The organism is Bifidobacterium vansinderenii, assembly GCF_002234915.1.
Classification (GTDB): domain Bacteria; phylum Actinomycetota; class Actinomycetes; order Actinomycetales; family Bifidobacteriaceae; genus Galliscardovia; species Galliscardovia vansinderenii.
Genome location: NZ_NEWD01000021.1, coordinates 1 through 19,731 on the forward strand (window position 1 = coordinate 1; position 19,731 = coordinate 19,731).

The 19,731-nt window shown below is 63.6% G+C and carries 15 protein-coding genes and 1 tRNA gene; 13 read left to right on the plus strand and 3 right to left on the minus strand.

What is annotated here, in order from left to right:
- A partial coding sequence (locus tag Tam10B_RS08000; RefSeq protein ID WP_143248601.1) for an ATP-binding protein occupies positions 1-391 on the minus strand: 391 nt, incomplete at its 3' end.
- A 633-nt stretch (positions 392-1,024) separates the two neighbouring features.
- Between Tam10B_RS08000 and Tam10B_RS08005 the strand changes: the two genes are divergently transcribed.
- The 3 genes from Tam10B_RS08005 to Tam10B_RS08015 all read left to right on the plus strand — a co-directional run bounded on the left by Tam10B_RS08005 (position 1,025) and on the right by Tam10B_RS08015 (position 4,501).
- On the plus strand, positions 1,025-2,851 hold the full coding sequence (locus tag Tam10B_RS08005; protein ID WP_093960728.1) for an alpha-amylase family protein: 1,827 nt from the start codon (positions 1,025-1,027) through the stop codon (positions 2,849-2,851).
- Between the two features lie 322 nt (positions 2,852-3,173).
- Positions 3,174-3,635 (plus strand): holo-ACP synthase, encoded by a 462-nt coding sequence (locus Tam10B_RS08010; RefSeq protein ID WP_093960729.1) that lies wholly within the window; start codon positions 3,174-3,176, stop codon positions 3,633-3,635.
- Positions 3,636-3,790: 155 nt separating this feature from the next.
- Positions 3,791-4,501: an HdeD family acid-resistance protein gene (locus tag Tam10B_RS08015; protein WP_093960730.1), complete on the plus strand. Its 711-nt coding sequence runs from the start codon at positions 3,791-3,793 to the stop codon at positions 4,499-4,501.
- A 255-nt stretch (positions 4,502-4,756) separates the two neighbouring features.
- Here Tam10B_RS08015 and Tam10B_RS08020 read toward each other — a convergent pair whose 3' ends face one another.
- Complete coding sequence (locus Tam10B_RS08020) at positions 4,757-5,965, minus strand: MalY/PatB family protein (RefSeq protein WP_093960731.1); 1,209 nt, start codon at positions 5,963-5,965, stop codon at positions 4,757-4,759.
- A 278-nt stretch (positions 5,966-6,243) separates the two neighbouring features.
- Here Tam10B_RS08020 and Tam10B_RS08025 point away from each other — a divergent pair.
- From Tam10B_RS08025 to Tam10B_RS08045, 5 genes are all read left to right on the plus strand, one after another.
- Positions 6,244-6,317 (plus strand) — tRNA-Gly (locus Tam10B_RS08025).
- A gap of 121 nt (positions 6,318-6,438) precedes the next feature.
- On the plus strand, positions 6,439-7,185 hold the full coding sequence (locus Tam10B_RS08030; protein WP_093960732.1) for a hypothetical protein: 747 nt from the start codon (positions 6,439-6,441) through the stop codon (positions 7,183-7,185).
- 172 nt (positions 7,186-7,357) lie between these two features.
- The gene (gene rpsO, locus Tam10B_RS08035; RefSeq protein WP_093960733.1) at positions 7,358-7,627 is read left to right on the plus strand and encodes a 30S ribosomal protein S15; all 270 of its coding nucleotides are present in this window, start codon (positions 7,358-7,360) and stop codon (positions 7,625-7,627) included.
- 325 nt (positions 7,628-7,952) lie between these two features.
- Positions 7,953-10,637 (plus strand): polyribonucleotide nucleotidyltransferase, encoded by a 2,685-nt coding sequence (locus tag Tam10B_RS08040; RefSeq protein WP_093960734.1) that lies wholly within the window; start codon positions 7,953-7,955, stop codon positions 10,635-10,637.
- Between the two features lie 645 nt (positions 10,638-11,282).
- A complete protein-coding gene (locus tag Tam10B_RS08045; RefSeq protein ID WP_093960735.1) occupies positions 11,283-12,152 on the plus strand; it encodes an aldo/keto reductase in 870 nt (289 codons plus the stop codon).
- A 134-nt stretch (positions 12,153-12,286) separates the two neighbouring features.
- Here Tam10B_RS08045 and Tam10B_RS08050 read toward each other — a convergent pair whose 3' ends face one another.
- A complete protein-coding gene (locus tag Tam10B_RS08050) occupies positions 12,287-13,864 on the minus strand; it encodes an aminotransferase-like domain-containing protein (RefSeq protein ID WP_093960736.1) in 1,578 nt (525 codons plus the stop codon).
- 251 nt (positions 13,865-14,115) lie between these two features.
- Between Tam10B_RS08050 and Tam10B_RS08055 the strand changes: the two genes are divergently transcribed.
- The 5 genes from Tam10B_RS08055 (at position 14,116) to Tam10B_RS08075 (ending at position 19,621) form a co-directional block, all read left to right on the plus strand.
- The gene (locus Tam10B_RS08055; RefSeq protein WP_093960737.1) at positions 14,116-14,802 is read left to right on the plus strand and encodes a LysE/ArgO family amino acid transporter; all 687 of its coding nucleotides are present in this window, start codon (positions 14,116-14,118) and stop codon (positions 14,800-14,802) included.
- Between the two features lie 451 nt (positions 14,803-15,253).
- Positions 15,254-16,702 (plus strand): peptidase U32 family protein, encoded by a 1,449-nt coding sequence (locus tag Tam10B_RS08060; protein ID WP_408606649.1) that lies wholly within the window; start codon positions 15,254-15,256, stop codon positions 16,700-16,702.
- The gene (locus Tam10B_RS08065) at positions 16,609-17,607 is read left to right on the plus strand and encodes a polyphenol oxidase family protein (protein WP_093960738.1); all 999 of its coding nucleotides are present in this window, start codon (positions 16,609-16,611) and stop codon (positions 17,605-17,607) included. Before Tam10B_RS08060 ends, Tam10B_RS08065 begins: the two co-directional genes overlap by 94 nt.
- Positions 17,608-18,063: 456 nt before the next feature.
- Positions 18,064-18,927: an IspD/TarI family cytidylyltransferase gene (locus Tam10B_RS08070; RefSeq protein WP_093960739.1), complete on the plus strand. Its 864-nt coding sequence runs from the start codon at positions 18,064-18,066 to the stop codon at positions 18,925-18,927.
- 34 nt (positions 18,928-18,961) lie between these two features.
- Positions 18,962-19,621 carry a pyroglutamyl-peptidase I gene (locus Tam10B_RS08075; protein WP_093960740.1) on the plus strand — a complete coding sequence of 220 codons (660 nt, stop codon included), beginning with the start codon at positions 18,962-18,964 and terminating at the stop codon, positions 19,619-19,621.
- Positions 19,622-19,731 lie beyond the last annotated feature (110 nt).

A 19,731-nucleotide genomic window follows, 5' to 3' on the forward strand; every position in this document is an offset into this window, starting at 1 on the left:
TGGCTGACATGGCATCGCGCAACGTAGACGGCCTGAGCGCCGGCGCGATGCTGAACTCACCAAGGCTCGCGCCCATGATCGAGGGTTTGAAGGAGACTCCGGCGATTCTGCTCGGCTCGGGGGCTATCCGGGAGATGAGTCGATCGACCAATCCCTCGGATGCCGTCTCGTCGACAACCATCCAGCGATGCTTCGAGGCCATTTTGCCAAGTTCCGTGAGCATCACCGTCTTGCCGCTGCCGCGCGGTCCGGTGATAAGCATGAGCCGGTCGGGGGCGCCGGGGCCGTCGCCAAGTCCCTCATCGAAATCGTCGATGACCGATTCTCGCCCGATCAATACCGGAGGCATGACTCCGGCTGTCGGTTTGAACGGATTTGCCGGAAACGTCATAGAGGTCTCCCTTCTTTATATTCAGGGCGAATATTTTCCCATTATACCCAAAAATAGAACATATAGAAAATTAATAGAATAGTATGCAGTATCCAAACGATATGAGCGAGAATGTCTTGTATTGCAATGATACTGGCGATTTCTATGTAGAAATATAGAACAAATAGAACAAATAGAACATTGTGCCGAGTGCATCTCATCTCCGTGCCGCAATGCCCCGTTCGTCATCGATCGTAGGTAAACTGCCCCGTAACAACTCCAGCGAGGGAGTACAGCAATGGAGAACTTCGATTTCGTGCGCGACGTGTTTCCGGGTACGAACATCATCGACGACATGCTTGCGATTCTCGATAGCGTCAAGCGATCCGCGATTCCGCTGAGCAAGGCCGCGTGACCGTGTTCGGGCGTTCGTGTGTGACGTTGCCTCGAGGAGTCCTCTCCTCCGTGAGGTGATACATCCTCCACGGCGGTGCTGATTACGATATATCCATGCAAGCGCTATCACTCAAGTGATTGCTGAGATTTGATCGTTCTGACACGCCAATTATCGAACCGGTTTGATAAACGTGTTCGCTGAGAGTACACTGAATTTCGACCACACACATGCGTCAGACTGGAACGAAGGAGTTTCCCATGGCCAAAGCAGCCAAGTCCGCAACCGATTCCGTGTACAACGACCGTCTCGCCCGCCACTCCGCCGAACTCGACTGGCTGTTCATGGAGCTGTACAACGATCGTGCCGCTCTCGATGATCTCAAGGCCGCCATGGCCGACGCCTACGCCGCCCGCCCCGCCGACCTCAAGAAGCTCGACGCCAAGCGCGAGGCCGACCCCGACTGGTACAAGCGCGGCGACATGTTCGGCATGACCATGTACACCGACCTGTTCGCCGGCGACCTCAAGAAGCTCGCCGACCGCGTGCCCTACCTCGAGGAGCAGAAGCTCACCTACCTGCACCTCATGCCGCTGCTGCAGATGCCGCACCCGCAGAACGACGGCGGCTACGCCGTGGAGGACTTCGACAACGTCGATCCGACGCTCGGCACCAACGAGGACCTCGCCGCGCTCACCGCCAAGCTGCGCAAGGCCGGCATCAGCCTCTGTCTCGACTTCGTGATGAACCATACCGCGTCGAGCCACCGTTGGGCCAAGGCCGCACAGGCCGGCGACCCCGAGTACCAGGACTACTACTTCTGCTACGACGACCGCACCATCCCCGACCAGTACGACGCCGTGGTGCCGCAGGTGTTCCCCGGCACCGCGCCTGGCAACTTCAGCTGGAACGAGCAGATGGGCAAGTGGGTCATGACCCAGTTCTACCCGTTCCAGTGGGATCTCAACTACCGCAACCCCAAGGTGCTCATCGCCATGCTCTCCAGCGCGCTGCACCTCGCCAACCTCGGTGTTGAGGTGCTGCGCATCGACGCCGTGCCGTACATCTGGAAGGTGCTCGGCACCAACTGCCGCAACCTGCCCGAGGTGCACACCATCGTGCGCATGCTGCGCATCGCGCTCGAATGCGTCTGCCCGGCCGTGGTGCTCAAGGGCGAGGTCGTCATGGCCCCCAAGGAGCTCGCCGCCTACTTCGGCACCCCCGAGGCGCCCGAGTGCCACATGCTGTACAACGTGTCGATCATGGTGAACCTGTGGAGCGCGCTCGCCAGCCAGGACGTGCGTCTGCTCAAGACGCAGATCGACAAGCTCAACGCCCTGCCCGAGAACTGCTGGTTCGTCAACTACCTGCGCTGCCACGACGACATCGGCTGGGGTCTCGACGAGGACGTGGAGAAGGAGATCGGCATCGATCCGCTCAAGCACAAGGAATTCCTCTACCACTTCTACGAGGGATGCGTGCCCGGCAGCTGGTCCATGGGCGAGCTGTACAACTACGATCCAGCCACCAGCGACGCCCGCAGCTGCGGCACCACCGCCAGCCTGTGCGGCGTGGAGAAGGCGATCATCACGCATGACAAGCCGGCGCTCGAGATCGCCGTGGACCGCGACCTGCTCATGCATCGCGCCATGTCGTTCCTGCGCGGCTTCCCGATGCTCAACTGCGGCGATGAGATCGGCCAGCTCAACGGCTGGGACTACAAGGAGGATCCGGACCGCGTGGAGGACAGCCGCAACCTGCACCGCAGCAAGTTCGACTGGGAGAAGGCCGCGCTGCGCGAGGAGCCCGGCACCCTGCAGAACCAGCTGTGGGAAGGCATGGAGGGCCTGCGCGAGATGCGCGACGACCCGTGCTTCGCGCCCGACGCCTGGGTGTCCACTTGGGACACGCACAACGACGCCGTGCTCGCCGTGGTGCGCAAGTCCGGTGCGGACACGCTCGTTGGCCTGTTCAACTTCTCCCGCGCGACGCAGAACGTGTGGCTCGACGGTGCTGACGGCCTGATGCCGCGCAACGGTGCCGAGCTCGCTCCGTACGAGGCGCGCCTGGTCCGCTTCCACAACTGAGCGGTCGGCTGAAGACTGAAGCAAGTCCCCGAACCTCCCCCGAGGTCCGGGGACTTTTGCGTGTGAGGAGTGGGACGTGCCGGCCGCGCGTAGGGCATTGTAGCTGTGGCTCCCCTCCCCTCGGAGAGGGGAGCTGGCTGCCGGAGGCAGACTGAGGGGAGGGCTCCCATCCCATCCGCCGAAATACCCTTCCGGCACTACTCTGATCTCAGAAACCAAAACATCGTGAATCGCCCCGCGTGTGGATGAGCTCCCCGCTTTTCCCCGTATCGCCGTATCGCGATCGCCGTAGCCACACCGTAACCATACAAAGGAGCAACCAATGCCGATCCTGGGACTGGGCCATGACGTGGTGGACGTGGTGGCATTCTCCGAGCAGCTGGGCGAGCCAGGCGGCGGCATGCGGCGGCTCTTCTCCGCGCGGGAACTTCGACAGGCCTCCATGCGCGCGCGTGCGAAGCATGATGGTGAGGCCGTGCATCTGGCCGCGCGCTGGGCCGGCAAGGAGGCGGTGCTCAAGGCATGGTGCGAGGCTCTGGGAGACGGCCCTGCACCCTATACGCTCGATGACTTCCCGTGGGCCTTCATCGAAATCCTCGACGACTCGCGAGGCCGTCCGCAGGTTACGCTTGCAGCCCCTGTGCGGCAGGCTCTTGAGGCCTCGATTCCTTCTATGGGCGGCACTCTGCCTACGCCGGCAGCCACTCTCATCTGGCATATCTCTCTGAGCCACGACGGGCCGATCGCCTCCGCGGTGGCCATACTCGAAACACTTGAACACTGAGGTGCCGTTGCCGTGCAAGGCAGTAGTGAGGCGACAGAAACGCGAAGGCTGTCGATACCCTTTCCGGTCTCGGGTTCCTAGACTTTGTCATACCGATCAATCGTGAGAGGCGGGGCCTCGAACACGGTTCCGCCGCCGTGAAAGGAGGAACCACGATGACCAACTCCCATGGGTATCCCAATGATCCCAATCGTCCCAACTTCAATGGCACTCCCGGCGGTGGTCCCTCCGGCAGCGGTGCAGGCCCCGATCCCCGCGGTGAAGGCCCGTTCACGTCGGACAGCATCTACCAGCCGGTGGATCCGTTCCGCCTGATCGTTGAGGATCTGCCCCGCCGCGCCACGAACATCATCCGTTCGATCTACGGCGTGGTGGGTGCCGTGGCCATTCTCGCCGGACTCGCACTGTTGATCATGCCGGGCAAGACCATGCGCGTGGTGGCCGTGGTGCTCGGCATCTACTTCATCGTCTCCGGAGCGATGCGCGCGATCGGCGCCCTCGTCGAACCGTTCCTGCCCGGTGGCTGGCGCGTGCTCGACCTGCTGCTCGGCACCCTGCTGGTGATCGGCGGCGTGGTGATCATGAAGGACACCGCATTCTCGTCCGAGGCGCTCGCCCTGGTGGTGACCATCACCGTGGGTATCGGCTGGATCATCGAAGGCATTCTCACCTTGGCCGAATCGTGGGCGCTGCCAAGGTCCGGCTGGGCCATTGCGGCGGCGATCCTTTCGATTCTGGCCGGAGTGATCGTGCTGGTCAGTCCGGTGCAGTCCACCGTGTGGCTGGTCATGTTCGCCGCCTGCGCGCTGATCGTGCTCGGCGTGGTCTCCTGCGTGCGATCCTTCACCTTCGGCCGCAGCAAGTAGCGCAATGGTTGAGGCTCCCCTCAGCGAGGGGAGCCTCAGCGGGTTTGCGTGTTGCTAACCCACCTCATCCGTCACGCTTCGCGTGCCACCTTCTTCGGCAAGAATTGACGGACTTCGTCCGGCGTGTTCCCGCTCGCCTGTCAGCTCGCCTGAGTCCTACAAACGCCGCTGGCGTTTGCTATACGGACTCAGCCTTAGGGGAAGGATATGTATGGTGTCTTCCTCAACGAGCGAAGTCACGCAGTTGGCTCGTCCTCAGAACACGTATTCGCTCAGGCGGTGCATGGCTTCCTCCACGCGCGACTTGGGCAGCGCCAGGTTCATGCGGATCGCGCACGGATGCTGGAACTGGCGTCCGTCCTGCCACGCCACGCCCACATCCGAACCGCGCTTCTCCAGCTCCTCAAGCGTCACGCCATGTGCCGCACACCAATCCGTGCAGTCGAGGAACAGCATGTACGTGCCCTCCGGCTTGGCCACGCGAATCCCCTCGAAATGCGAACGAATGTAGTCCACCGCATACTCCACATTCTCGGTGAGCACGGCCCGCAGCTCGTCCACCCACACGTGCCCCTCGGGCCGGTACGCGCCGATCAGTGCGTGCATGGACAGCACGTTCATCGCGTTGTAGTGCGTCTTGCCGCTCACCGCGAGCACGCGGTCGCGCAGATACTCGCTGTAGATGATGTGGTAGCTGCCCACGAGTCCGGCCAGATTGAACGTCTTGCTCGGCGCATAGAACGCGATCGTCCGGTTGCGCGCGTCGTCGCTCACCGACTGCGTGGGAATGTGCTTGTGGCCGCCGAGGATGATGTCGGACCAGATTTCGTCGGAGATCACCACGCAGTCGTTGGCGCGGTACACCTCCATCGCCCTCTCGATCTCCCAGCGTTCCCACACGCGGCCGCACGGGTTGTGTGGACTGCAGAACACGGCCACATGGATGTTGTTCTCCTTGATTTTGCGATCCATGTCGTCGAAGTCCATGCGCCACACGCCGTCGGCGTCACGCACGAGCGGGCTGTGCACGATCCGGTAGCCGTTGTCACCGATCGAATGCGTGAACCCGATGTACGTGGGGGAGTGCAGCAGCACCGCGTCGCCGGGCGTGGCGAACGCCTTGAGCGCGCTGACCACACCGCCGAGCACGCCGTTCTCGTAGCCGATGTGCTCCGCGGCGAGTCCGGTCACGCCGTTGCGAGTGCGCTGCCAGTCGATGATCGCGTTGAAATACTCGTCGGTCGGCTGGAAGTAGCCGAACATCGGGTGCTGCGCGCGACGAATGATCTCCTCCTGGATCGTCGGCACGGTCGGGAAGTTCATGTCGGCCACCCACATGGGGATCACGTCGAATCCGGGTTTGGGCGCGGCCGGCGCCATGCCGGGCACGCGTCCCACGCCGTCCACCGCGATGGCGTCCTTGCCGTGTCGGTCGATGATCGAAGTGAAATCGTACGTGCTCATGTCAGCTCCTTTACTTCGTGGACGGGCCGCCGCGTGCGGTCCCGCATGGCCGTGTGTCGTGCCGTGTGTGGCGCTCCGACGTCCTTCGTCGTCGGAGGGCGCGGGGAAACAGGGCCATTGTACGGGGCGAACATCGTGCGTGTGCGAATCTTTCCACGGAATGCCATGCGTCGCCGCGAACGACTGATCGTGTGGAACACGCGGTCCGCGCACGGTTTGGCAAAATCGCGCAGGTATGTAATAATCGTGACTCGGAAGTTTGACTTGTCGACTTTCACGCGGATGTAGCTCAATGGTAGAGCCTCAGTCTTCCAAACTGATTACGCGGGTTCGATTCCCGTCATCCGCTCCAGAGAACCGTTGGGAAGCCAACGGTTTTTTTGTATCCGGCGTGCACCCGCCGCGTGCGTTGACGACGGACGGCCACGGCGCGACGGATGACGACCCGCGACGACCGACCTTCCGGAGGGCACATGGCAACCGAACAGCAGTCCACAGCACAGCAGTCCGCGGATTCCATGGAAACGGATCCGGCGACAACGAATTCTCCGACGACCGATCCGGCGACGACCGATCCGGACACGCAGATCGGCCCCGGACACCGTCCCGTCAAACGCACCGACCCGCGCGCCTCGCACCCGCGAGCGCTGTCGATGGCCGAGCGCGAACGCAAGGAATGGCACAAGGGCCGCTGGATCGTGTTCATCGTTTCGCTGCTCGTGGCGATCATCGTGCCGTACTGGGTGGGCCGATACATGGCCATGAACGGCACTCAGACCGTGGTCGACGCGATCTCGCCGATCGACCCGCGCGGCGCCGCGCTCATCTCGTGGGTGGTCACGTCGATGACGTTCATGACGCTCGGCATGGCGGTGATGGAGACGCGCAAGGTGATCTGGCGCGTGCTGTTCATCCTGTCGCTGGCCGTGGAGCAGCTGATCGCCGGCGTGTGTCTGCTGCGATTCAACTTCTGGTATTCCACGTACGTGGTGTACGGCAACGCGTCGCCGCCGATCAACGCGGCGAACCTCGGCATCCTCGCGTCGGCGATCGGCCTGGCCGTGTTCGCCGTGCTGTATGTGGGTCTGCTCGTGCTGATCCGTAAGGACTCGCCGCTCAACGTGCTCACGCGCAGCTGGTCGGCGCTCGCGATCTTCTTCGTGATCGAGCTGGCGGCGCTCGCGGTGGTGATGTTCGGCGGTCTCGTCACCGCGGTGTGACCTCGTTTTCTTCCTCTCCGCCGGATCGCGCTGACGGGTCGGAGAGGGGAACGCGAGTCGTGGTCCGAGGGGTGTGTATACTTGAATTTTGGCGTGTTTCGCCCGCGGATAGAGAGCGCCATGAGTATTCCGCTGATGGCACCGCGCAACAAACCAGACATAAGGAGGAGCTGTGGCTCTTAGCACCGCTGAAAAGCAGGCAATCATTTCCGAGTACGCTACGCACGAGGGCGACACCGGCTCGCCCGAGGTCCAGGTGGCGCTGCTGTCCAAGCGTATTTCCGACCTGACCGAGCACCTCAAGCAGCACAAGCACGATCACCACTCCCGTCGTGGCATGCAGCTGATGATCGGTGACCGTCGTCGTCTTCTCGACTACCTGAAGCGCAACGACATCGAGCGTTACCGTTCCCTGATCGAGCGCCTCGGTCTGCGCCGATAATGTATTCTTCCGCCCGAGCATAACCTGCTCGGGCGCTTTTGCATGCCGGCTTTCGGACGGTGGGATGACAAACATGAGGGGCCCCGAGAGGTTAGTGAGGGGCCGGGGAAGTATGGAATTCTGATGCGAGGAGCACGCGGCCAGGTATGCCGCGCCCGGTGTGCTGAGATGGTGAAGCGAACGGCCGACGGAACGAATGCGGCCGAAAACTGAACAAATCGCAATAATTGAATACATCGCGATAACTGAAGAACTTCAATAACTGAAGAACAAACAAGAACACGCAATAATCAAGCAAGTTCGAGTACGAAAAAAGGAGGAACCCGTGGAGGGTCCCGAAATCAAGGCCGTAGAGGCCGTAATCGACAATGGTTCATTCGGCAAGCGCACGCTGCGCTTCGAGACCGGTCTTCTCGCCCAGCAGGCGGACGGCGCCGTCGCCGCCTATCTTGACGATGATTCGATGATTCTGTCTACCACCACCGCCGGCTCCAGCCCGAAGGAGAACTACGACTTCTTCCCGCTGACCGTGGACGTGGAGGAGAAGATGTACGCCGCCGGCAAGATCCCCGGCTCCTTCTTCCGCCGCGAGGGTCGCCCGAGCTCCGAGGCCATCCTGGCCTGCCGCATCATCGACCGCCCGCTGCGCCCGCTGTTTCCGCACACGCTGCGCAACGAGGTGCAGGTCGTGGAGACCGTGCTCGCCGTCAACCCCGACGACGCGTACGACGTGATTGCCCTGAACGCCGCCTCCGCCTCCACCATGATCTCCGGCCTGCCCTTCGAGGGCCCGGTGTCCGGTGTGCGTCTGGCCCTGATCGACGGCCAGTGGGTCGCCTTCCCGCGCTGGAGCGAGCGCGAGCGCGCCGTGTTCGAGATCGTGGTCGCCGGCCGCGTGATCGAGAACGGTGACGTCGCCATCGCCATGATCGAGGCCGGCGCCGGCAAGAACGCCTGGAAGCTCATCTACGAGGACGGCCAGATCAAGCCCGACGAGACCGTCGTGGCCGGTGGTCTCGAGGCCGCCAAGCCGTTCATCAAGACCATCTGCGAGGCCCAGGACGAGCTCAAGCGCATCGCCGCCAAGGAGACCAAGGAGTTCCAGCTCTTCCCGGAGTACACCGACGATCTGTACAACCGCATCGACCAGATCGCGCACGGCGACCTCGACGAGGCCCTGTCCATCGCGGAGAAGCTGCCGCGTCAGGACCGCATCGCCGAGATCAAGCAGCACGTGAAGGACACCCTTGCCGGCGAGTTCACCGAGATGGACGACGCCGAGAAGGAAAAGGAGATCGGCAACGCGTTCAAGGAGCTGCAGCGCCAGATCGTGCGTCGCCGCATCCTCACCCAGGACTACCGCATCGACGGCCGTGGCCTGCGCGACATCCGCACCCTGTCCGCCGAGGTGGACATCGTGCCCCGCGTGCACGGCTCCGCCCTCTTCCAGCGTGGCGAGACCCAGATCCTGGGCGTCACCACGCTGAACATGCTCAAGATGGAGCAGCAGATCGACGCGCTGTCCGGTCCGACCACCAAGCGCTACATGCACAACTACGAGATGCCGCCGTACTCCACCGGTGAGACCGGCCGCGTTGGCTCCCCGAAGCGCCGCGAGATCGGCCACGGCGCCCTCGCCGAGAAGGCCATCGTGCCGGTGCTGCCGGATCGCGAGGAGTTCCCCTACGCCATCCGCCAGGTCTCCGAGGCCATCGGCTCCAACGGCTCCACCTCCATGGGCTCCGTGTGCGCCTCCACCCTGTCGCTGCTCGCGGCGGGCGTGCCGCTGAAGGCCCCGGTGGCGGGCATCGCCATGGGTCTGGTCTCCGGCGACGTGGACGGCCAGCACATCTACAAGACGCTCACCGACATCCTGGGCGCCGAGGACGCGTTCGGCGACATGGACTTCAAGGTCGCCGGTACTTCCGAGTTCATCACCGCCCTGCAGCTTGACACCAAGCTCGACGGTATCCCGGCCGACATCCTGGCCGCCGCCCTGCAGCAGGCGCACGAGGCCCGCGCCACGATCCTCGACCTGATCAACGAGTGCATCGACGAGCCGGCCGAGATGAGCGAGTTCGCCCCGCGCATCATCACCACCACCGTTCCGGTTGAGAAGATCGGCGAGGTCATCGGCCCGAAGGGCAAGATGATCAACCAGATCCAGGAGGACACCGGCGCCGAGATCGCCATCGAGGATGACGGTACCGTGTTCATCTCCTCCGAGGGTGGCGAGGCCGCCGAGAAGGCCAAGGCCATCATCGACCAGATCGCCAACCCGCACGTGCCGGAGGCCGGCGAGCAGTACAACGGCAAGGTCGTGAAGACCACGTCGTTCGGAGCGTTCGTGAACCTGACCCCGGGCACCGACGGTCTGCTGCACATCAGCCAGATCCGCAACCTCGCCAACGGCGAGCGCATCGACGCCGTCGAGGACGTGCTCAAGGAAGGCGACACCGTCGAGGTGGTCGTGCAGGGCGTGGACGATCGCGGCAAGATCTCGCTGGCCATCCCCGGCTTCGAGGACCAGGAGTCCGGCGCCGGCCGTGGCGCCTCCCGCGGTGGTGACCGTCGTGAGCGCGATGACCGTCGTGGCGGACGCCGCGATGACCGTCGTGACGACCGTCGCCGTGACGATCGCGAGGATCGTCGTCCGCGTCGTCGTCGCTACGATGACGATCGTTACGATCACGACGATCGCGACTACGATCGCGATGACCGTCGCCGTGGCGACCGTTACGATCACGATGATCGTGATGATCGTCGTGGCCGTCGTGATGACCGTTACGATCGCGATGACCGTCGTGGTGGCCGCCGTGACCGTGATGACCGTTACGATCGCGATGATCGCCGTGATGACCGTCGTGGTGGCCGTGGCCGTCGTGATGACCGCAACCCGCGCTACGCCGTGGATGACTCCTATGACGAGTACCGCGCCGACCGCGAGGAGCGTTCCGAGCGTCCGCGCCGTCGTGTGCGCCGCGACTTCGACCCCTTCGACGAGGACTGATCGCATCGGTCGCGTGATTGCAGTGTGATCGTGCCGACCGCGTCAGTCGTGTGACTGCGCGTTCGCACGATCGCGTAATCTGATCCCGTAATGCAAAGCCCGCCTAGACTCGACTCCCGAGCCAGGCGGGCTTTGCCGTATCCGATACGGCCGATCCTTATCCTTCCCCTAAGGCTGAGTCCGTGCAGCAAATGCCAACGGCGTTTGTAGGACTCAGACGAGCCGACAGGCGAGCGGGAACGCGCCGGACGCAGTCCGTCAATTCTTGCCGAAGAAGGTGTCAGCCGGCGGCTGACGGATGAGGTGCTACCTGATTGGATCCTGAACCTCCTGTGCACGTACCGTCTCTGCACCAAACTTGGTAGTCAATCCGAACCATTTTGGTAGTCACAACGAACTTGGAAGTCCAAACGCGACACTTTTCAGCATTTGTGCACGCTCACACGTCTCGTTTCGACTACTAAATCACAATGCGCGTCTCGTTCGGACTCCGAAAATCGTCAGCCTGCCCAAATCCAGCGCTTTTTCTACGCTGAACGTGGGTGCGGCCGCGCGTTCGGATGCTTCGAAAGTCCGACGCAGTCGCGGTTTTCGCACAGGACGGCACAGGACGTCGTGAACGACGACATGAACGAAGGAGCCAATATGACGTTGCAGCGCAACATCGGACCGTTTACTACTACGGCCATCGGCATCGGCGAGATGGGTCTGACCATCGAGGGCTATCCGAGCCACGAGCAGGCGCTGGAGACGATCCACGCCGGACTCGACGCCGGCGCCCGCATGATCGACACCGCGTGGGCGTACTATGCGCCGGGCGAGGAGGAGCAGACCGGCGAGAAGCTCACCCGCGAGGCGCTTGACAGCTGGAACGGCCCGCGCGACGAGGTGCTGGTCGCCACCAAGATCGGTCTGCGCCGCGACTTCGACGAGAACGGCAAGCCGATCTGGCCGCGTGACGGCAAGCCCGAGCATCTGCTCGAGTACGGCAAGCAGTCGGCGATGGCGCTCGGCGTCGACACGATCGACCTGCTGTACATGCACCGCCACGATCCGGAGGTGCCGTACAGCGAGTCGATCGAGGCGGTCCGCCAGCTGCTCGACGAGGGCGTGGCCCGCTACGCCGGCGTCTCCAACGTGACGATCGAACAGCTCGACATCGCGCGCGGCATTCTCGGCGACCGTCTGATCGCCGTGCAGAACCAGTATTCGCCGGTGCACCGCGAGACTCGTGACACGCTCGACTACTGCGCGAAGCTGGGACTGGCGTTCGTGTGCTGGAGTCCGCTCGGCGGCTTCCGCCACCCGTACGACGAGCACCTGTTCGACCCGTTCCGCGAGGTGGCGGCCGCGCGCGGCGTGAGCTACCAGCAGGTCACGCTTGCCTGGGAGCTGGCGCAGGGCGACCACATGTTCGTGATCCCCGGATGCCACCGTCCGGCCACGTTCCTCGATTCCTTCAAGGCCGGCGATCTCGTCCTCACCGACGAGGAGCTTGCCAAGCTCAACGCCTGAGCGTGCTCCGGCGTGGTTCATTGCTTAGGTCACCTCATCCGTCAGCCTTCGGCTGCCACCTTCCCCTCGAGGGGAAGGAAAGTGCGGAGCATTATGGTGTTGGCTCCCCTCCGGAGGGGAGCCTGCGCAAGGTGCTATAGCCCGCGCACCACGTCTGCGAGCTTGCGGGCGGCGGTCTCGAATTCCTCGGGCGTGGTGTACGCGTAGCTCAGACGCAGCGAATTGTCGCCCTCGAAGTCGTAGATGTCACCGGGGTTGAGCAGTATGCCCGCCTCCACGGCCTTGGTGAACAGCCGGTTCATCGGCATCGGCCGGTCGAACGTCAGCCAGATGTAGAAGCCGCCGTCCGGCACCGTCCAATGCGCACGGCATGCGTCGTCGGCACTCACTCCGTCGGCGCCCGCGCCGTCGTACATGCCGCACGTACCGTCCAGACCATTCCCGCCGAACAGGCGGCCAAGCGTATCCGACGCACTGTCGCGCCGGCGACGCAGCTCGGTCTTGAGTCCCGCCAGATACTCGTCGTACATGCCATTAGTGAGGAACCGGGCGAACACCCACTGTGAGAGCAGGCTCGCGCCGTAATCCATCTGCATCTTCACGTCGGCCATGCGATGCACGATCGGCTCGGGTGCCACGATCCACCCGATGCGCAGACCGGGGGCGAGCGCCTTCGACGCGCTGCCGAGGTAGATCACCATGCCGGTCTCGTCCATGGCCTTGAGCGGCAGCGGCTGACGGTCGCCGAAATACAGGTCCTGATACGCGCCGTCCTCGATGATCGGCAGACGGTGCGTCACGCAGCATTCGATGAGTTCGCGTCGCCGCGCCTCGCTCATCGTGCGTCCGGTGGGATTGTGGTTCGTTGGGATCGTGTACAGCACCGACCCCGATCCGCGTCGCCGTGCGCCCGCCGTGGCGCCGCTTCCGTTGCCGACGCCGCCTCCGCCGAGCGCTTCCGCCAGCCGGGTCACGTTCAGACCGTCGCCGTCCATGGGCACGCCCGTCAGATGCATGCCCGCCGACTGGAACACCTGCAGCGACTTGATGTAGCTGGGTGCCTCCGCGAACACGGTGGAGCCGGCGCCGAGCAGGCTCACCGAGATGATCTGCAGCGCCTGCAGCGCGCCGGACGTGACGAGGATCTGCGAGGCGTCGGTCTCGATGCCGAGTCCGCGCATGTGCTTGGCGATCGCCTCGCGCAGTTCGGGAATGCCCTCCGGTTCCGGGTATCCCATGGAATCGATCTCGTCGGCCGCCTGACGCATTACCGTGCGCCACATGTCGGTGGGGAACAGGCGCGGATCGAGTTCGCCGGTGCCGAGGCGGGCCATGTTCGGTTCGAATTCGAGACGGTTGATCGCCTGGATCGTGTCGTTGTTCGCCTTGAAGAAGCCGGACGACACGTAGTCGGCCCAGTCCGGCGCGCCGGGCAGCATGAGCGACCACGTGTTGCTTACGATGCGTGTGCCGGCGCCGTGCGCGCCCTCCACGATGCCGTAGTCGGCGAGCTCGTTCACGGCGGCGATCACGGTGGAGCGGTTCACTCCGAACCCGTCGGCCAGCGCGCGCTGCGAGGGCAATCGCGATCCGATGGGCCACGCGCCGCTGGAGACCTGCCGGCACATGTATTGCACGATCTGTTCGGTCACCGGCACGTTGAGCGTGCGGTCCGGTTTCCAGTCGATGACGAGCGGCGCCGGTCTGGCCATGATTCCCCTTTGTCTGGTTTCGTTTCTATTTTGGTTGGCTATTTGGCTGACGTGCCAAACATATTTTGGCTGGTTGCCAATTGTAATGTCACCCATAGAATGATGGATAGAAATTGACTGATTGCACTGTTTGCAACGATTGTGATCGTTGATGAATGGTGTGGAATAACGATTTTGGCTGAGTGTGTTTAATCCAACCAAAGCGATGTTGGATGACGCTGCGGCCGTGCTTGGATGGGAAGCGACAACTCATGGGATTCTACCTTCAGGGACTCACGATGGGATTGGCGTACATTGCGCCGATCGGCATGCAGAATCTGTTCGTCATCAACTCGGCGCTCACCAAGACGCGTCGCCACGCGCTCATGACCGCGCTGATCGTGATCGTATTTGATGTGTCGCTGTCGCTGTCATGCTTCTTCGGCATCGGCGCGCTCATGCAGCGTTACGACTGGCTGCGTCTGGCCGTGCTGGCCATCGGCGGCGCGGTGGTGATCGGCATCGGCGGCGGGCTCATGCGCCAGCGCGTGGACAATACGGCGCATGCCTCCGGCGTCGCGAAGGGCTCTGAGGGTGCTTCGGGTGCCAAGGACACGGGTGCGGCCGTCGCCAAGATCGAATCCCATGGCGACATGGCGCTGGGCAAGACCATCTCCACCGCATGCGTGGTCACCTGGTGCAATCCGCAGGCCATCATCGACGGCACGCTGATGCTCGGCGCGTTCTCCGCCACGCTCACCGCCGCCGAATCCACGCCGTTCATCGGGGGAGTGGAGACCGCATCCGTCGCATGGTTCATCGGGGTGACGCTGCTTGTCTCCGCGCTTCGTGACCGGTTCAGCTCCAAGGCGATCGGCGTGCTCAACAAGGTGTGCGGCGCGGTGATCATCGCCTACGGCATCAAGCTGCTCATCCAGTTCGCGCTCGCCGTGTTCTAGGGCGCCGCAGCCTACCTTTGCAGCTTCCGACCTTGCGCTCGCCGTGTTCCGGACTCGTTCCTTGGACGCGAGCCCCGTTTTTGGGCTTGTGTGTGGAATTGAGCGCATTTTTGGGAGGGAATGTTTGGTTTTTGGGAAGTGTGGTTGTTGGACCATTCAGAACTTGGAGATTGCTCCCTGATTCCCCCGAATTTGAGGAGCAATCTTCGAGTTCTGAATGGTCCTGTTTTTACACCCCAATATCCACGTTCAAAACCTCACATTCCCGCCCATAATATGGTGGGTTTTGTTCCCCCCCCCCTGAAGCCTCTGAAGGAGTAACGGTCAACGACCCCGCTCCCAAGGTCGTAAAAGGTCATCAAAACCAGGGCCGAGGATTCCCGAGCGTCTCCCTGGGACGCTCGCCGCCCTGCCTGTGCCTGACGCTAGACTTATGGGCGCTATGAACGTTATGAATGAATCCCTGAACACCGCGCCGGCCATGATCCGCCGCACCTCGCCCGAGGTGCTCGCCCCCGCCGGCAACCTCAAGTCCTTCAAGGCCGCCATCGACTTCGGCGCCGACGCCGTCTACTGCTCCGGCAAGATGTTCGGCATGCGCTCGGCCCCCAAGAACCTCTCTCTCGAGGAGATCGCCGAGGCCCGAGACTACGCCCACGCCCGCGGCGCCCGCATCTACATCACCTGCAACATCCTGCCCCGCAACGAGGAGATCGAGGGCATCCGCGAATACATCGGCCAGCTCGCCGACATCGGCGTGGACGCGATCATCGTCACCGACATCGGCGTGATGATGATGGCCCACCGCATCGCCCCGAACATGGAGCTCCACGTGAGCACGCAGGCCGGTGTGACCAACTGGCTCGCCGCGAACGAGCTGCACGAGCTCGGCGCCAAGCGCGTGGTCCTCGCCCGCGAGCTCAGCCTCGACACCGTGCGCGGCATCCGCGCCAACGTGCCCGACGACCTCGACATCGAGGCGTTCGTGCACGGCTCGATGTGCATGGCGTTCTCCGGCCGCTGCCTCATCTCCAACTACTTGACCGGCCGCGACGGCAACCACGGCGAATGCGCCCAGCCCTGCCGCTGGAAGTACCATCTGGTGGAGGAGAAGCGCCCCGGCCAGTACTTCCCGATCGAGGAGACCGACAAGGGCTCCTACATCTTCAACTCGCAGGACATGTGCATGCTCGAACATATTGGCGACGTGATCGACGCCGGCGTGACCAGCCTCAAGATCGAGGGCCGCGCCAAGAGCGTCTACTACATCTCCGCCATGACCAACGCGTACAAGTGCGCCGTCAACCTGTGCATGGAGGCCGACGACCCGCGCGACGTGCAGCTGCCCGACTGGCTCAAGGCCGAACCGTACAAGGTGTCGCACCGCGACTACAGCACCGGCTTCTGGTACCCCGAGCACAAGGTCGCGCAGAACGCCGACCGCAACGGCTACTACCGCGACTGGGTGCTCGTCGGCGAGACTCGCAGCTGGCAGGACGGCCGACTCACGTTCATGGGCCACAACAAGATCACGCCCGGCCAGACCGTGGAGATCCTTCGCCCCGGCCAGCCCCCGGTGCGCATCGAATCGGCCGACGACTCGTTCCTCGACGCGGACGGCGTACCCGTCGCCGCGGCCGCATACCCCACGCGCACGTTCTCCATGGCATGCCCCGAGCCGGTGGCGGACGGCCTCATGATGCGCTCGCCCGCACCCAACCGCACCCTCAGGCCGAATGATCCGGGCGGCCGAACACTTGATAATCGAATAGTTCAACGACTGAATAAACGAGATAAGGACCATACATGTCCAACGACAACACCACTGAATACGACAACGAAATCCTCAACAGCAGCACGATTCCCAGCCACGACAAGGCCGGCCGCCCCATCCCGGTGACCATCCCGATCCAGCTCGCCCCCGGCATCAAGGTCGTGTATACCACCCGACTCGGCGGCGTCTCCACCGGCGACTGGGCCGGCCTCAACCTCGGCGGACGCGGCGGCGACAACCCTGCGCACGTGGCCGCCAACCGCCAGGCGCTCGCCGACGAACTCGGCGTGAAGCTCTCCCTGATCGGCCAGGTGCACTCCGGCCTCGCCGTGGACGCCGACGAACTCTGGGAGGAGAACGCCCCCTACGGCTTCGACGCCTCCGGCACCGCCCTGCCCGACGGCACCGAGGCCCGTCGCGTGGAGGCCGACGGCCAGGTGACCAGCCAGCGCGGCGTGGCCCTCGGCATGTTCGCCGCCGACTGCCTGCCCGTGCTGTTCGCCGACCCCGAATCCGGCGTGATCGGCGCCGCCCACTGCGGCCGTCGCGGCCTGCAGCGCGGCGTGATCGGCGCCACCGTGGATCTCATGGTGGCTAAGGGCGCCAAGCGCGAATCCATCGTCGCCACGCTCGGCCCGTGCATCTGCGGCGAATGCTACGAGGTGGGCGAGGAGATTGCCGAGGACTTCCAGAAGCGCTTCCCGCTCACGCGCACGGTCACGCGCTTCGGCGGTGCCGGCGTGGACCTCAATGAGGCCGCGATGATCGACCTCGCCTTCGCCGGCGTGACCAAGGTGGGCCAGTCCCTGCCGCGCGTGAACGCCGCCACCCAGTACCTCGACGCCGACGAGGAGCTCGCCGAGCTGTGCCGCACCGACGGCGAAGGCCCCGAAACGCTGCGCGAACGCCTCGAGCAGATCCGCCACAGCATGTGCACGCTCGAGAACCCGCTGTGGTACTCGCACCGCCGCGCCACGCTCGCCGGCAAAACCCACGAAGGCCGCCTCCTAGCCCTGATCGTCCGCGAATAACTGCCCTCCCCGCTCCGAGGCCGGGGCCACCGTGATTTCCCAAAGGGAAGAGCCCACCCGCTACGCCCCATATACCTCGTATCGGAACGGCCGCAATTTCCCAACGGGAAGAGCGAAAGGCCGGCATATGGTGCTCGACTGTATCAGCGGAGGCGATGTGATACGCTCTGCGATCACATCGCCGGAGCGAGGCCAAACGGCCCGAGTGTGTCGAGCACCATATGCCGGCCTGCAGCGCCCCTCCATCGCCTGCAGCGCCCCTCCATCGCCTGCAGCGCCCCTCCATCAACCTTCGCAATCCCAAACCTTCGCAATCCTACCCAGCCTCCGCCCGCCCCAACCCCGCCCCCATACCTTCGAACACATCCGAACACCTCCGCACATCGCAAGTGAAAAATTCGGGCAGTTGTCGGCGGGTGGGCGTGGCATCCCCCCGAAGCGGCTACGGTGGTGCCCATGTGTGAGAAGAGCGATGTTTCCCAGAACGATGTGACCGTCCAGCAGCCGTCCGAACAGCTGCCGACCGACGTGCCCGTGGTGGCCGTGGTCCTGGCCGCCGGATTCGGCACCCGCTTCGATCCGGACAACCCCAAGCAGCTGGTGTCGGTGGGCGGCAAGGAGATCGTGCTCTGGTCCATCGAGGCGTTCGAACACAATCCGCTTGTTTCCGATATCGTCGTCGTGGTCAATCCGCGCGTGCACGAGCAGGTGGAGAATCTGATTATCTCCAACGGCATGAGCAAGGTGCGCATGGTGATCGAAGGCGGCGCCGAGCGTTCCGACAGCACGCAGATCGCATTGCAGACGCTGGCCGACGCCGGCATTCCCGGCGATGCGAAGGTACTGATCCACGACGCCGTCCGTCCGTTCGTCGAACAGTCCGCCATCCGTGGATGCATCGAGACGCTTAATCAGTTCCGCGCCGCAACCGTGGCCGTCCCGTCCACCGACACCGTGCTGCTGACGCAGGATCTCGGCGACCGCAAGATCATTTCGTCGGTGCCCGAACGTCCCGACACGTTCCGTGCGCAGACCCCGCAGGCGTTCCGTTTCTCCACGATCCGCGAGGCGTACGCCAAGGCGATGGGCGACCCCGACTTCCATCCCACCGACGACACGCGTGTGGTGGTCGACTATCTGCCCGGCACTCCGGTGGCCATCGTGGCGGGCGCCGACACGAATCTCAAGATCACCACCCTCGCCGACATCCCCGTGGCGGAGAGCATCGCTTCGAACCTGACCCAGGGCATGTCGAAGGAGGAGGCGCGCGCCCGCATGCACGCCATGCTGTCCGGCGCGCTCGACCAGATGCGTCGTTGATCGTGCGATTGCAACGGTAGTTACACTAGGAAATATGCAAGAATTCAACGTCGTCATTTCCGGATTCGACCATTACGAAGACATCGACATCAATCCGTCGGCCGAAGTGTGCGCGGCGCTGGAATCGCGCGGCGTGGAACCGTCTGAGGACAGTGCCGGCGACGTGCGCATCAACGTCACGTCCGTGCTGATTCCGCTGAGCTTCCAGAACGCGTGGCCCACGCTGCTGGAAACGATCGACCGCGTGCATCCGGACATGGTGCTTGCCACCGGACTCAAGACGCACGCGCACTCCGTGGCGTTGGAACGTTGCGCCACGAATCTGATCGACGCCACGCGCCCCGACGCGGACAACATCCAGCCGCGTCGCGCGCCGATCGACCCGGACGGTCCGGCCGCCTACTGGACGCGTCTGCCGTTGCGTACGATCCTGCACGACTTCTCCGACCAGAACATTCCCGCCACGTTGAGTTCCGACGCCGGCACGTTCGTGTGCAATTCGCTGTTCTACCGTCTGCTGGACTGGAACTCCACGCAGTCCACGGCGCTGTCCGGATTCCTGAGCTTCCCCAAGGTGAACGATGGCGGCAAGTACGGCTCTGGTCTGTCGTTGGATCAGATGATCGCTGCCGCGCAGGATGTGATCCGCGCCACCGTGGACTATGCGGTCCGTCCCGTTTCCGACGAGATCTGATCGCGGTCCGTCGAATCGGCGGAATCGGTGGAAATTCTGACGAGAATCGACGGTACTGGACCGACGATCCAAGCAATATTCAGGCCTGATGCGACCTCGTGTCGGGCCTG